Origin of the sequence: Pseudomonas sp., from assembly GCF_037994325.1 — a bacterium.
In the GTDB taxonomy this organism is placed as follows: domain Bacteria; phylum Pseudomonadota; class Gammaproteobacteria; order Pseudomonadales; family Pseudomonadaceae; genus Aquipseudomonas.
The window spans coordinates 1-12,723 of the sequence record NZ_JBBNAH010000463.1 but is presented as its reverse complement, the minus strand read 5'-3'; the positions used below and the strand labels follow the sequence as shown (position 1 = coordinate 12,723).

The 12,723-nt window shown below is 60.3% G+C and carries 15 protein-coding genes and 1 pseudogene; 8 read left to right on the top strand and 8 right to left on the bottom strand.

Annotated elements, in window-relative coordinates; all coding sequences use genetic code 11:
• The 4 genes and pseudogenes from AAAB16_RS15600 to AAAB16_RS15585 all read left to right on the top strand — a co-directional run.
• Window positions 1-192, top strand: a pseudogene (locus tag AAAB16_RS15600) (dialkylrecorsinol condensing enzyme); the annotation flags it as partial.
• Window positions 193-255: 63 nt separating this feature from the next.
• A complete protein-coding gene (locus AAAB16_RS15595; RefSeq protein ID WP_340664142.1) occupies window positions 256-1,413 on the top strand; it encodes a beta-ketoacyl-ACP synthase III in 1,158 nt (385 codons plus the stop codon).
• Window positions 1,403-1,825 carry a hypothetical protein gene (locus tag AAAB16_RS15590; RefSeq protein WP_340664141.1) on the top strand — a complete coding sequence of 141 codons (423 nt, stop codon included), beginning with the start codon at window positions 1,403-1,405 and terminating at the stop codon, window positions 1,823-1,825. The genes AAAB16_RS15595 and AAAB16_RS15590 overlap by 11 nt, the downstream gene beginning before the upstream one ends.
• Complete coding sequence (locus AAAB16_RS15585) at window positions 1,822-2,823, top strand: BtrH N-terminal domain-containing protein (protein WP_340664140.1); 1,002 nt, start codon at window positions 1,822-1,824, stop codon at window positions 2,821-2,823. The genes AAAB16_RS15590 and AAAB16_RS15585 overlap by 4 nt, the downstream gene beginning before the upstream one ends.
• Window positions 2,824-2,963: 140 nt before the next feature.
• On the opposite strand, the gene AAAB16_RS15580 is transcribed toward AAAB16_RS15585, so the two are convergent.
• From AAAB16_RS15580 to AAAB16_RS15555, 6 genes are read right to left on the bottom strand one after another with little or no spacing between them, the layout of a single operon-like run.
• The gene (locus AAAB16_RS15580) at window positions 2,964-3,521 is read right to left on the bottom strand and encodes a hypothetical protein (protein WP_340664139.1); all 558 of its coding nucleotides are present in this window, start codon (window positions 3,519-3,521) and stop codon (window positions 2,964-2,966) included.
• Window positions 3,518-4,636: a beta-ketoacyl synthase N-terminal-like domain-containing protein gene (locus tag AAAB16_RS15575; protein WP_340664138.1), complete on the bottom strand. Its 1,119-nt coding sequence runs from the start codon at window positions 4,634-4,636 to the stop codon at window positions 3,518-3,520. Before AAAB16_RS15575 ends, AAAB16_RS15580 begins: the two co-directional genes overlap by 4 nt.
• The gene (locus tag AAAB16_RS15570; RefSeq protein WP_110618242.1) at window positions 4,633-4,899 is read right to left on the bottom strand and encodes an acyl carrier protein; all 267 of its coding nucleotides are present in this window, start codon (window positions 4,897-4,899) and stop codon (window positions 4,633-4,635) included. The genes AAAB16_RS15575 and AAAB16_RS15570 overlap by 4 nt, the downstream gene beginning before the upstream one ends.
• Window positions 4,881-6,068, bottom strand: a complete 1,188-nt coding sequence (locus AAAB16_RS15565; RefSeq protein ID WP_340664137.1) for an ABC transporter permease — start codon at window positions 6,066-6,068, stop codon at window positions 4,881-4,883. Before AAAB16_RS15565 ends, AAAB16_RS15570 begins: the two co-directional genes overlap by 19 nt.
• Window positions 6,065-6,949 carry an ABC transporter ATP-binding protein gene (locus AAAB16_RS15560; RefSeq protein ID WP_340664136.1) on the bottom strand — a complete coding sequence of 295 codons (885 nt, stop codon included), beginning with the start codon at window positions 6,947-6,949 and terminating at the stop codon, window positions 6,065-6,067. The genes AAAB16_RS15565 and AAAB16_RS15560 overlap by 4 nt, the downstream gene beginning before the upstream one ends.
• Window positions 6,942-7,349 carry a beta-hydroxyacyl-ACP dehydratase gene (locus tag AAAB16_RS15555; protein ID WP_340664135.1) on the bottom strand — a complete coding sequence of 136 codons (408 nt, stop codon included), beginning with the start codon at window positions 7,347-7,349 and terminating at the stop codon, window positions 6,942-6,944. The genes AAAB16_RS15560 and AAAB16_RS15555 overlap by 8 nt, the downstream gene beginning before the upstream one ends.
• A gap of 107 nt (window positions 7,350-7,456) precedes the next feature.
• Here AAAB16_RS15555 and AAAB16_RS15550 point away from each other — a divergent pair, with 107 nt between their 5' ends.
• The gene (locus AAAB16_RS15550; protein ID WP_340664134.1) at window positions 7,457-8,011 is read left to right on the top strand and encodes an isoprenylcysteine carboxylmethyltransferase family protein; all 555 of its coding nucleotides are present in this window, start codon (window positions 7,457-7,459) and stop codon (window positions 8,009-8,011) included.
• 93 nt (window positions 8,012-8,104) lie between these two features.
• Here AAAB16_RS15550 and rimK read toward each other — a convergent pair whose 3' ends face one another.
• Window positions 8,105-9,010, bottom strand: coding sequence for a 30S ribosomal protein S6--L-glutamate ligase (gene rimK, locus AAAB16_RS15545; RefSeq protein ID WP_110618247.1), 906 nt, complete (start codon window positions 9,008-9,010; stop codon window positions 8,105-8,107).
• Complete coding sequence (locus AAAB16_RS15540) at window positions 9,007-9,453, bottom strand: ATP-dependent zinc protease (protein WP_340664143.1); 447 nt, start codon at window positions 9,451-9,453, stop codon at window positions 9,007-9,009. Before AAAB16_RS15540 ends, rimK begins: the two co-directional genes overlap by 4 nt.
• Before the next feature lie 138 nt (window positions 9,454-9,591).
• Here AAAB16_RS15540 and AAAB16_RS15535 point away from each other — a divergent pair, with 138 nt between their 5' ends.
• From AAAB16_RS15535 to AAAB16_RS15525, 3 genes are all read left to right on the top strand, one after another.
• On the top strand, window positions 9,592-9,993 hold the full coding sequence (locus tag AAAB16_RS15535; protein ID WP_340664133.1) for a S4 domain-containing protein: 402 nt from the start codon (window positions 9,592-9,594) through the stop codon (window positions 9,991-9,993).
• A gap of 94 nt (window positions 9,994-10,087) precedes the next feature.
• Window positions 10,088-10,975, top strand: coding sequence for an Hsp33 family molecular chaperone HslO (gene hslO / locus AAAB16_RS15530; protein WP_110618250.1), 888 nt, complete (start codon window positions 10,088-10,090; stop codon window positions 10,973-10,975).
• Window positions 10,976-11,129: 154 nt separating this feature from the next.
• Complete coding sequence (locus AAAB16_RS15525; protein WP_340664132.1) at window positions 11,130-12,674, top strand: phosphoenolpyruvate carboxykinase; 1,545 nt, start codon at window positions 11,130-11,132, stop codon at window positions 12,672-12,674.
• The last annotated feature ends 49 nt before the right edge of the window (window positions 12,675-12,723 follow it).

Below are 12,723 nucleotides of genomic sequence, written 5' to 3'. Positions count from 1 at the left end.
TTGCTCTCAGCGCTCGGCCCGCAGCAAAGCCTGCGCCGTGGCCTGGGCCTGGTGGTGTATGTGGTGTTTCTGCTGTGCCTGATTATTACCGTGGTGCCGCTTGGCGCTGTTCTGAAAAAGCTGTTGGCGCCGGTGTTCAAAGCCCGTACCCAGCGGCAGAAAGCCTACTTTGCCGGTCCGTCTGGTGAGTGATGGGTGCCCGCACGGCGTGTTTGACGCCGCCTTGCGCGCCCTGAAGTGACTCGAGGAAGTCCCGTGGTACAACCCGTATTTATCAACCGCATCAGCGCCTTTTTGCCCCATAACGCCGTCAGCAATGACGACATGGAAGCGCGCCTGGGCATCGTCGGCGACCGACCTTCGCGCGCGCGCAAGCTGGTGCTGCGCAGCAACGGCATTCAACAGCGTCACTATGTGATCGACCCCGCCACCGGCGAGCCGAGCATGAACAACGCCCAGGTGAGTGCCGCTGCCATTCGCGGCCTGGCCGGCAATGGCTTTGAACTTGACCAGCTCGATTGCCTGGTGGCCAGCACGTCTTCGCCCGACCAAGTGATGCCCAACCATGCGGTGATGGTGCATGGCGAACTGAGCAACCCGCCGTGCGAAGTGGTGTCCACCGCCGGCATCTGCCTGTGTGGCATGAGCGCGCTGAAATACGCCTGGCTTAGTGTTGCCAGCGGCGAAAGCCAAAACGCGGTGGCCTGCGGTTCGGAAGTGGCCTCGGTGTTGATGCAGGCAAAAAACTTCAACGCCGAATACGAAAGCCGCGTTGAAGAGCTGGAAATCCACCCGGAAATCGCTTTTGAAAAGGACTTTCTGCGCTGGATGCTTTCCGATGGCGCCGGCGCCGTGTTGGTACAAAACCGCGCCAATAGCAGCGGCTTGAGCCTGCGCATCGATTGGTTGGATATTTACTCCTTCGCCGACCAGATGCCCGCCTGCATGTACGCCGGCGCCGATATGGTGGACGGCCAGCTCACCGGCTGGAGTCGCTACGATAGCGACGAACGCGGCCGCCGTTCGATTATGGCGATCAAGCAAAACGTCAAACTGCTTAACGACAATATCGTTAAGTACACGGTGGAGGAGGCGCTGCAGCGGATCATGTCCAAACGCAGCCTGCATGCCGACGACATCGACCTGTTCTTGCCCCATTACTCCTCGGCGTTTTTCCGCGACCGCTTGGCCGTTGGCCTGCGCAATGCCGACTTGCCGATTCCCCAGGAGCGTTGGTTTACCAACCTCACCAGCAAGGGCAATACCGGCGCGGCGTCGATTTTTATCATGCTTGAAGAGCTGTTTAACGGTGGCGCGCTGAAGAGCGGCCAGCGCCTGCTCTGCTATGTGCCCGAAAGCGGGCGCTTTTCCAGTGCCTTTATGCATCTGACGGTGGTTGGCGATGAAGCTTAATGACGTGCCGCAAGACCACAGCTCCACCTACGGCGGCCACAGCAAATTGGTTTACGCGGTAGACGCCGACGGCCATTACCAGGGCTCGCAAAGCGATGGCTGGGAGCCGGAAGCCTATGCCACGCAGCTCGCCGTGGCTGAGTTGGAGGCGCAGGAAGCTGAGGCTAAAGCCGCTTGGCAACGTGGCGAGCTATCACCGCTGAAATGCCTGATGTACTGCTACCGCATGGATGAACCGGCGTTGGCGCAGATCACCGGGTTGTTTCAATGGCGTATTCGCCGGCACTTTCGTCCGGCCATCTACCGGCGCCTACCAGCGCGCATTCTGGCCCGTTACGCCGAGGCCTTTGGCCTGCCGCTAGCGACCCTGACTGACTACCAAAAAACGCTCAATCAAAAGGATGTGGCATGAGCAGTTTCCAACACCGGCAAAGCGCCCACTGCGAAAGCGGTGTAATGGCCAGCCTACTGACCCACGCCGGTTTGCCGATGAGCGAGCCGATGGCATTTGGCTTGGCCTCGGGCCTGGCGTTTGCCTATCTACCGATTGTTAAACTCAGTGGCATGCCGCTGATTGCCTATCGCATGCCGCCCAAGCACCTGATCAAAACCCTGAGCAAACGCCTGGGCGCCAAGCTGCATACGCAAACCTTTGCGAATCCGGAGCACGGGCGCTTGGCGTTGGATGCGGCATTGGCCGGCGGCCGCTTGGCCGGCCTGCAAAGCTCGGTGTTCTGGCTGCCGTACTTTCCGCCCGAGATGCGCTTTCACTTTAATGCCCACAACCTGTTGGCCTACGGCCGTGACGGCAACGACTACCTGATCAGCGACCCGGTGTTTGAAGAACCGGTTCGCTGCGCCAGCGAAGACCTGCAAAAAGCCCGCTTCGCCAAAGGCGCGTTGGCCGCCAAGGGCTTGATGTATTGGTTGGACGATGTGCCGTTGGAGCAGGACTGGCACAAACTGATTCGCCAGAGCGTGCTCTCCACCGCGCGCATTCTCGACGGCATGCCCTTGCCGTGGATCGGCATTCGCGGCATTCAGCACCTGGCCAGCAAGGTCGAACAGCTCGACCCGGCGCAGCAGAAATACAACCGCCTGTACCTGACCCATATCGTGCGTATGCAGGAAGAAATCGGTACCGGCGGCGCGGGCTTTCGCTTTATGTACGCGAGCTTTTTGCAGGAGGCGGGCGAGAAACTGGGCGACGCCAGCTTGCGCGAAGCCTCGACGCAGCTCACCGCCATTGGCGACAACTGGCGGCAGTTCGCCTCGGCCTGTGTACGCGCCAGCCGCAGCAAAACCGAAGCGCCGAATTTTGCCCCGATTGCAGATTCGTTAAGGGCGATTGCCCTGCAGGAGCGGGCGTTGATGAAAGAGTTGGGGGCGTGGGCAAAACGCAAAGGGTAATGGACGCTCTGGGGTTGCCGATCCTCACGCATTCCTATCCGCGATTCTGGATTCCCGCCTGCGCGGGAATGACGGTGGTCTTGCAAAAAACGCCGTCGTCCCCGCGCAGGCGGGGACCCAGAATTCAGCAGGAGAACCCGTTAGTTAAGAGCGAGCTGTTGTACCTGAACGCCAGCGCTTAGCTCGCCAAAGCTGTTGGCAGCCAGCTCGCCGTCCCCCTCCAGCAATACCCCCTGCACCAAAAAGTCCCCTTGCTCATCCACCACCAGCAACAACGCCTGGCTGACCACGCCATCGTGCAAATCCACCTGCGCTAAACCCAGTAACTGCGACCACGCCCGAGGCCCGCCGCCGATAAACAGGTTCGGCCCTTCCAACCCCAGCTGCTGCGCGACATGAAAGCCGGCGGCATTGCTTACGCTGTTCACAAACTCAAATGGCTTGGGTTGTTTGTGTTGCACGCATACGGCTTCGAGCAGGGCGATCATGGTCGGCCGTGCCGGGTGACGCGAGGCCAGGTACAGGCCGCAGTCGCTACGGATGTATTCCTTGATGGCCGCAGCGCCGAGCAGTGCCTGAAAAATCAAACGGTCGATACGCCGTGGTGGGGTGCTGAGCCAGTGGCTAAGGGCGACTTTCAGGTCTTTGTCGCTGGTGCTGGCCAGGCCATGAATTTCACTGGCGGCAATAACCTTCATTGCTCACCTCCTACGGCGCAGCATTGCAAAACCAGGCTGGCGTTGTTGCCGCCAAAGCCGAAGAAGTTAGCCAGCAATACGGCGTCCTCATCCAGCAAAATCGGCTCGGCGCTCAAGGGCAGAGTGGCCTCGCTGGCGTAATCCAGCCCTGGCAGTTGCCCCTGTTGCAGGGCGTGCATCAAAAGCAAGGTTTCGCTTAAACCGCAGGCGCCCAGCGTATGGCCGAGCCAGGGTTTAAGTGCGCACAGGGCCGGCATCTGCTCGCCATACAGGCTGAGCATGCCGTTGCGTTCGGCCACATCGTTGGCTTGGGTGGCGGTGCCGTGCAGTTTTACCAGCGCGATGTCAGCGGCTTGCTGCCCGGCGCTGCGCAGGGCGCGTTGCATGACCAGGTCGATATGGCTGCCATCTTCGCGGGTGGTGGTCAGGCTGCTGGTGTCGCACGCGCTATAACCGCCAAGCAAACGGGCCAAGGGCGCAGCGCCTGGCTGCAAGGCGAGCAGGGCGGCGGCGTAGGTTTCGCCGAGCACCAGGCCATCGCGCTGCGGATGAAACGGCCGGTAGTGGCCGCTGGGGCTCAGTAAATCAAGCGCGCCAAAACCTTGCATGGCCAAGGCACTCGGCGTTTCAAAGGCCAGCACCACGGCACGGGCAAACTGGCCGCTGGCGAGCATGCGCGCACCATAGAGCAGGCCGTTGGCGGCGCTGGTACAGGCGGTGTTCAAGGTGAACGCTTCGGCAAAGCCCCAGCGCTGGCGCAGCTCTTCGGCAATGCGATCAAGCGAGGTGGAGTTGTCCGGCTGAAAGCGGCCTTGCTCAGCTGCGATGGCTTCCAACTCGACGATATCCAGGCTGGTGCTGGCCACGATCAGCAGGCAGTCATCCAGAGCGCCAGGTGCAGCGCCGAGGGTTTCGCGTAGCAGGCGATCTAGGCGCTGGTCGAATGGCTGCGCTGTTCCAGGCGCGTACAGGTAGGGCCGCGGCTGCTGCAATTCGTGCAGCAAAAATGCTCGGCCATGGGCGTGCCGACCATCAGCCATGGCCTGGCTGGCGCCAGCCAAGTCGTCGCCAAGCGCGCAATGCAAGGCGCCGCGTTGCAGGTAGACCGGAGTCACTGCGCCTGCCTGATATACGCCGCAATGGTGGCAATGGTGTTAAGGATACGGCGGCCGTCTTTGGCCCCTTCAATGCGCACGTTGTAGTGCTGCTGCAAGGCCAGGGACACCTGCAAGGCGTCGAGGCTGTCCATTTGAATGCGGCTTTTGGGGCCGAATAGCGGTTCGTCGTCGCTGATGCTTTGCCAGTCGATATCGTCTTCTTTATCGCATTCGCGGATCAGCAATTGCTTGAGCTGTTGTTCTAGTAGTGTGTGGTCCATTGCGTGTGCTGCACTCGTTGCTTAAACAGAAACAGCCCCAGCGAACCCAGCGCTGCGGCAAGCAGCAGCAGGCGAATGCAGTAGGGGGCGATGTCCGCCAGTGAGCCGTGGCCCACCAGCAGGGTGAGAAAGGCGTCCAGCGCCCAACTCATGGGAGACACTTCAGCCAGTTGGGCCATGGCCGCCGGCATTACGCTTTTGGGCACCATGATGCCGCCGATGGCCGCCAGCAAAATATTGATGCCGCCGCCGAGTAATAGTGCCTGCTCCGTGCTGCGTGCCACCGCGGCCAAGAGCAGGCCGAGGCAACTGGTGGTCAGAGCAATGCAAATGGCCAGCGCGGCATAAGCCAGCGGGTTGCCCGGCAAGCTCAACGGCGCCAAACCCAGGGCCGGCAAACCATAAACCCCCAACGCCAGCAGCACGGCGAACTGCACCAGGTTCAAGGCCATATACGGCAGCACCTTGCTCAGCACCAGGGTGCGCAGGCTTAAGCCCATGCAGCGCAGGCGTAATAACGTGCCGCTTTGCTGTTCGCGCTGAAAGCCACCGGCCATGGGCAGCACCACAAAGAACATGCCGAAAATCAGCCAAGCCGGCACGCTCATTTGCGTGGCGTTGGCTTGGCTGCTGAGGTCGCCGTTGGCCAGTTGTTGCTGCTCATCAATCTGGCTTTGCGTGCGTTGCTGAATCAGTTCCAGGCGCTCGTTGGCACTGAGCTGGGCATCCAGCGCGCCGCTGTCTTGCAGGTAGGCGAGCAAACGGGTTTGCGCCAGGGCGATGCCGACTGCACTGTGCAAGCGTTGGCGAGAAAGGCGGTCAAACTGCGCCGGGAAACTCAGGCTCGGGCCGATGTGCGGAGTGGTTAGCAAGGTCTCAGAAAAGTCGGCAGGTAGGCGCACATTGGCCATGCCGGCGGTGGCCGTGGCACTGATCGAACTGTGTGGCAGTTGTGCCTGCAAAGCGCTGCGGAAGAACGCGCCAGCCTCGCTGGGTGTTGGGATTTCCAGGCTCAACTGCAACGGTGGCAAACGGTCCTGCATATAGCTGGACATGGCCCCGGCCATCAGCAGCAAAAACAGCGCCGGCATAATAAACAGCACCGCCAAGGCGTGCGGGTCGCGGCCCAGCAGCAGCACTTCTTTGCGCACCAGCGCTAGCAATCTCATAGCTGACCGCCATTCAGGCGCAGGTACAACTGCTCAAGGGATGGCCGACCAAAACGCATCAGCGTGGGCAGTGGTGCTTGGCTGGCGATGAATTCGCTGATTACCGCCAATTGCGTGCCATCCAACGCGGCAATGCGCAGGCCTCTGGGCAGTATTTCGGCGCTTAACTCCAGGCGGGTCAGCACGGCATCGAGCCCTGCCGGCGGTTGCTCGGGCCATTCCAGCAGCAGGCCATGTTCGGCACCGAGCAGTTGGCTAGTGTCCAGGTCCAGGCGCACTTGGCCTTCGTGCAGCAACAAAATCCGTTGGGCCACGCGCTCGACTTCTTCCAGGTAATGGCTGGTGTAGATCACCGCTTTACCGGAGGCGGTTAGCTGTTCAACGGCTGCCAGTAGCAGCTGCCGGCTTTGCGCATCGACGCCCACGGTAGCTTCGTCGAACAAGTAAAGCTGGGCGGGTTGCAGCAGGCCGATGGCGAAGTTCAGCCGACGCTGTTCACCACCGGAAAGGCTGTCGGCGCGGCGGTTGAGTTTGTCTTCCAGTGCTGTGCATTCGATGCACAGTTGCAGGCGCTGGCGGCGCTCAGCGCCACGCAGGCGATAGAGGTCGGCGAACAGCTCGAGGTTTTCTTTTACCTTTAACCCGGCATAAAACGCCAATTGCTGCGGCACCAACGCCAGGCTGCGTGGGCCTTGCCAAAGCAACTCGCCTTGCTGTGGCTGTAGCACGTTACTTAGCAGCGAGAGCAGGGTGGTTTTGCCCGCGCCATTGCTGCCCAAAAGCCCCAGGCATTGGCCGGCGCGCAGGTGCAGGTTGATCGCCTGCAAGGCCGCGCGTTCGCTGTTGGGGTAGCGATAGCCGAGGTTACGTAGCTCAAGCACGGACCAGCACCAGCAGCAGTTTGCCGTCCAGCAAAAGGTGGTCGTTATGGTGAATGCTAAAGGCGTATAACGCGCCGCCAGGGCTTAGTGCTTCCTGGGTGGCGGCCACCACTAATGCGCCGTCGCGCACCGCCGGCTCATGGTGCAAGTGCAACTGCGAGAGCTTGCCGACCAGGGCCATTTCAATGGCACTGTCATCGCCGTATAAGGCACCATGCGCGGCACAAAGCTGGGCAGCCGCTTCGAACAACAAGCACGGCGAAGCGTCGCGACCCAAGGTGGCCAGGTGCTGCCAGGCGCTAAGGCCGGCAATGCTCAGGGCGTCGTGGCCGAGCAAGTGGTCCAGCCAAAGGGCGCTGCCTTGGTGGGGCAGCAGCTTGTGCAGTTGTGTGCGATCCATTGCGTGCCGGGTCAAATTCGCTGGGCCGGCAGTGTATCAGAGGGCTTGCAAGCGGCGCAGCGCCTGCGGTGTGCGTGTATCGCAAGGTCCGATAAAAGGAGAAAAATATGTGGCAACAATGGCTGGCATTTGCCGTGGGAAGTGGCGTGCTGGTGGGGATCTCCTGGCGCGCCATGGGCCATCCGCAGTCCCATGGGTTTTACCGCTTTTGGGCCTGGGAGCTGATGCTGGCGCTGCTGGTGCTGAACGCGCCGGTGTGGTTTGTCGACCGTTTTGCCTTGCACCAGGAGGTGTCGTGGCTGCTGTTGTTTCTCTCGCTGGTGGTGCTGGGGTTAGGCACCTATCAGTTGCGTCGCGATGGTCGGCCGAGTGCAGAGCAGCGTACCGATGAAGAGTTGTATGCCTTTGAGCGCACCTCGCAACTGGTCAGCGGCGGCATCTATGCGCTGATTCGCCACCCGCTATATTGCTCGTTGCTGCTGCTCACCTGGGGCATCTGCTGCAAGCAATTGAACCTGCTGACGGTGGTGTTGGCGTTTATAGCCAGTGCGCTTCTGTATCTGGCCGCCAAGCGCGATGAAGCCGAATGCATCGAGTTTTTTGGCCAGGCCTATCGCGACTATATGCAGCGCACCAAGATGTTTGTGCCGTATGTGTTTTGAAGGCCGTTGGCTCGTAGGGTGTGCTGTGCGCACCGAGCGATTAACGCGTGTACGCCTTGGTGCGCACAGCGCACCCTACAGGGCAGACCGCGTTTAGCCCTTGCCCTTGGTGCGCACCATATTCGGTCCGCCGTTCTTTTCCAGGTGCTGAATGATGATGCTGCCGACGTCCTTGCCGGTGGTCACTTCAATGCCTTCCAGCCCTGGCGATGAGTTCACTTCCATCACCAACGGGCCGTGGTTGGAGCGCAGGATATCCACGCCAGCCACCGACAAGCCCATCACCTTGGCTGCGCGAATGGCGGTCATGCGTTCTTCCGGGGTGATTTTGATCAGGCTGGCGGTGCCGCCGCGATGCAGGTTGGAGCGGAATTCGCCGGGCTTGGCCTGACGTTTCATCGAGGCAATCACCTTGTCGCCAACAACAAAACAGCGAATATCAGCGCCGCCCGCTTCCTTGATGTACTCCTGCACCATGATGTTTTGCTTGAGGCCCATAAAGGCCTCGATCACCGATTCGGCGGCCTTCTCGGTTTCACACAACACCACGCCAATGCCTTGCGTGCCTTCCAATACTTTGATCACCAGCGGGGCGCCGTTGACCATCTGAATCAGGTCGGGAATGTCATCCGGCGAGTGGGCAAAGCCGGTCACCGGCAAGCCAATGCCACGGCGTGACAGCAGTTGCAGCGAACGCAGTTTGTCCCGCGAGCGGGCGATGGCCACCGATTCGTTCAGCGGAAACACGCCCATCATTTCGAACTGACGCAGCACCGCGCAGCCGTAAAACGTGACCGATGCGCCGATGCGGGGAATCACCGCATCAAACCCTTCCAGCGGTTTGCCGCGGTAGTGAATCTGCGGCTTGTGGCTGGCGATGTTCATATAGGCGCGCAAGGTGTCGATGACCACCATTTCATGCCCGCGTTGCTCACCCGCTTCAACCAGGCGGCGGGTGGAATACAGACGCGGGTTACGCGACAGCACAGCAATCTTCATGCAGCACCTGTGGAAGTGGTGGAGGTGGGGAACACCGGTTTGTCCTGGACATAACGAAGCCCTGGGTTGACCACCAAGTGGCCTTCGACCAGGGCTTTGGAGCCGAGCAGTAAGCGATAACGCATGGCCTTGCGGCAGGCCAGGGTGAATTCCACCTGCCAGACCCGGTCACCGAGCGCCAGGCTGGTACGGATTACGTAACGGACCTGGGTGTGACCGTTGGAGCTCTTAATGGTTTTAACTGCTACCAGCGGCGCTTCGCAGTGGCGGTGGCGCAATTGCACCAAGGTGCCGAGGTGGGCGGTGAAACGCACCCACGGCTGGCCGTCGCGCTGGAATTCAACGATGTCGGTGGCATGCAAGCTGGAGGTGCTGGCGCCGGTGTCGATCTTGGCCCGCAGGCCCGCCACGCCGAGGTCCGGCAGGGCGATCCATTCTTTCAGGCCGACGACGGTGAGATGATCGAACGTCTTCAAAAGGGGCAGTCCGCAAAAGGTGTCCGGATTCTAGCTGCGGGTTATGACAACCGCACCCGTGGATGATTGGATAGAGTAAGACTTCACGTAACGAGCAGGCACTTAATGAAAGAACACGAAGACGACAACAAGGTACGCCTGGATAAGTGGCTATGGGCCGCACGCTTTTTCAAAACCCGTGCTCAGGCCAAAGAAGCCATCGAAGGCGGCAAGGTGCATTGCCGCGGCGAGCGCTGCAAGCCTGGCAAAGAGCCGAAAGTGGGCGATGAATTGCACATTCGTATCGGCTTTGATGAGCGCACAGTGCTGGTGCAGGCATTGTCTGCCGTGCGCCGCGGCGCACCGGAAGCACAGCTGCTTTACAGCGAAACGGCCGACAGCATTACCCGTCGCGAGGAAGCCGCCGCTCAGCGCAAGGCCGGCAACCTTGGCGTGGAAACCGACGGCAAGCCGAGCAAGAAACAACGCCGGCAGATTTTTCAGTTCCGTGGCGACCGCGGCTTATAGACGCCACCCGCAGTGGCGATAGATAAGAGGCGCTTGGTCGCCTATCGGCTTTGCGCATAAAATCGCCGGCCCTGACTCAGGTTGCGAATCCGCTATGTCTGATTTTTCCCAACGCTTTATGTTCGACGACAGCGATGTGCGCGGCGAGCTGGTGTCCCTCGGTGAGAGCTACGCCCATGTGCTGGCCAAACACCCCTACCCGGAACCGGTCGCCCAATTGCTCGGCGAGTTGTTGGCCGCAGCGGCCTTGCTGGTCGGCACCATGAAGTTTGATGGCCTGCTGATTCTGCAAGCGCGCAGCTCCGGCGCCGTGCCACTGCTGATGGTGGAATGCTCAAGCAACCGTGAGCTGCGCGGCATCGCCCGTTACCACGAAGAGCAAATCACGGCCGACGCCGGCCTGCGTGAATTGATGCCTGAGGGCGTGCTGACCCTGATCGTCGACCCCACCAAAGGGCAGCGTTATCAAGGCATTGTTGGCCTGGATGGAATCAATCTGTCGGAATGCCTGTCTGACTACTTCGCGACATCCGAGCAACTGCCGACACGCTTCTGGCTGAATGCTGATGGCCGTCGTGCCCGTGGCTTGCTCTTGCAGCAACTGCCGGCCGAGCGCATCACCGACAGCGAAGAGCGCGCCGCCAGTTGGCAGCACGTTACCGTGCTGGCCGACACGCTGAGTGCCGAAGAACAGCTGGGGCTGGACAACCAGACCCTGCTGCACCGCCTGTACCACGAAGAAACCCTGCGCCTGTTCGACCCGCAACCGCTGCAATTCAAATGCAGCTGCTCCCGGGACCGCTCGGCCAATGCGTTGGTCAGCCTGGGTGAACCAGATGCCGAAGCGCTGTTGCAGGAAAGCGGTGGCGAAATTGTCATCGACTGTCAGTTCTGCAATGAGCGTTACGCATTCGACGCTGCGGATGTTGCGCAACTCTTTGCCGGTGGTGGGGTGAAATCCCCCTCCGATACTCGGCACTGATAATGCAGGGCGTTTAGCGCCCAGTGAAAATGATCAGAGGCTGCACCTGAATTGTGCTTTCTGGCATAATCCGGCCACTTTTTTATATGTAGTAGTTTTTTGATCGTTACTACAAAACGTTTGGAGGCTCGGCTGAGGCCGACGGGGACCCCATATGACGCAAGCCAATAACGCCATTTACACCGACATTAGCGCCGCACAATTGGTCGAAGAGGCCATTCGTCGTGGCGAAGGCGAACTTGCCGCCAACGGCTCGCTGGTTGTCCGTACTGGCCACCGCACTGGCCGTTCGCCTGTAGACCGTTTTATCGTTGATGAACCCGGCACTTCTTCTGCCATCGCCTGGGGCCCAATCAACCGCAAATTCCCAGCTGACAAGTTCGACGCCCTGTGGGACCGCGTAGCGGCCTTTGCAGAAGCGACCGACCGTTTTGTCTCCCACGTGCATGTAGGCGCAGACCCTGCCCACTACCTGCCGGTAAAAATGACCACCACCACCGCCTGGCACAACCTGTTCGGCCGCTGCCTGTTTATTGAACCGGCCGCCTACAACCCGAGCAGCAAAACCGAGTGGCAAGTGCTCAACGTTCCAGGTTTCGAATGTGTACCTGAGCGTGACGGCACCAACTCCGATGGTTGCGTGATCCTTAACTTCGCCGCCAAGAAAGTGCTGATCGCGGGCATGCGTTACGCCGGCGAAATGAAGAAAGCCATGTTCTCGGTACAAAACTTCCTGCTGCCAGCGGTCGACGTGTTGCCTATGCACTGCGCCGCCAACATCGGTGAAGAAGGCGACGTGACCCTGTTCTTCGGTCTGTCGGGCACCGGTAAAACCACCCTGTCGGCCGACGAAAGTCGTTACCTGATCGGTGACGACGAGCACGGCTGGGGCGTTGGCAGCGTGTTCAACATCGAAGGCGGTTGCTACGCCAAGTGCATCGACCTGTCGCAGAAAAACGAGCCGGTTATCTGGAAAGCCATTCAGTTTGGCGCCGTACTGGAAAACGTCGTTCTTGACCCGGTTACCCGTCTGCCGAACTACGCCGACGACAGCCTGACCCAGAACAGCCGTGCTGCATACCCGATCGAGTTGGTCGACAAGCGCTCGGAGAAAAACCTGGGCGGCGAGCCAAACGCGGTGATCTTCCTGACCTGCGACCTGACTGGCGTGCTGCCACCGGTGTCGATCCTCAACGAAGAGCAAGCGGCTTACCACTTCCTGTCCGGCTACACCGCGCTGGTCGGTTCCACCGAAATGGGCTCGGGCGGCGGCATCAAGTCGACCTTCTCCACCTGCTTTGGCGCACCGTTCTTCCCGCGTCCGGCCGGCGAATACGCTGAGCTGTTGATCAAGCGTATCCGTGGTTTCGGCTCCAAGGTTTACCTGGTTAACACCGGCTGGACTGGCGGCGGCTACGGCGTCGGCAAGCGCTTCAACATCCCCACCACCCGTGGCGTGATTGCAGCGATTCAGAGCGGCGCGTTGATCGGCACCGAAACCGAGCACCTGCCAATCATCAACCTCAGCGTGCCGAAATCGGTTCCTGGCGTTGACACCAACCTGCTCAACCCACGCAACACCTGGGCAGATGGCAATGCTTACGACGAGGCCGCGAAAGGCCTGGCGCAGCAGTTCGTTGAGAACTTCAAAAAGTTCGACGTCTCTGATGCCATCAAAAACGCCGGTCCTCAGCTGTAAGAAACCGGTGTTTTCAAGAAGCCGCCTTCGGGCGGCTTTTTTGTCGGTG

Coding starts and splice junctions, on each gene's coding strand:
- AAAB16_RS15590 (WP_340664141.1), top strand. CDS start 1,403: ATGAAGCTTAATGACGTGCCGCAAGACCACAGCTCCACCTACGGCGGC.
- hslO (WP_110618250.1), top strand. CDS start 10,088: ATGTCTGATTTTTCCCAACGCTTTATGTTCGACGACAGCGATGTGCGC.
- rimK (WP_110618247.1), bottom strand. CDS start 9,010: ATGAAGATTGCTGTGCTGTCGCGTAACCCGCGTCTGTATTCCACCCGC.
- AAAB16_RS15525 (WP_340664132.1), top strand. CDS start 11,130: ATGACGCAAGCCAATAACGCCATTTACACCGACATTAGCGCCGCACAA.
- AAAB16_RS15570 (WP_110618242.1), bottom strand. CDS start 4,899: ATGGACCACACACTACTAGAACAACAGCTCAAGCAATTGCTGATCCGC.
- AAAB16_RS15580 (WP_340664139.1), bottom strand. CDS start 3,521: ATGAAGGTTATTGCCGCCAGTGAAATTCATGGCCTGGCCAGCACCAGC.
- AAAB16_RS15585 (WP_340664140.1), top strand. CDS start 1,822: ATGAGCAGTTTCCAACACCGGCAAAGCGCCCACTGCGAAAGCGGTGTA.
- AAAB16_RS15535 (WP_340664133.1), top strand. CDS start 9,592: ATGAAAGAACACGAAGACGACAACAAGGTACGCCTGGATAAGTGGCTA.
- AAAB16_RS15550 (WP_340664134.1), top strand. CDS start 7,457: ATGTGGCAACAATGGCTGGCATTTGCCGTGGGAAGTGGCGTGCTGGTG.
- AAAB16_RS15565 (WP_340664137.1), bottom strand. CDS start 6,068: ATGAGATTGCTAGCGCTGGTGCGCAAAGAAGTGCTGCTGCTGGGCCGC.
- AAAB16_RS15555 (WP_340664135.1), bottom strand. CDS start 7,349: ATGGATCGCACACAACTGCACAAGCTGCTGCCCCACCAAGGCAGCGCC.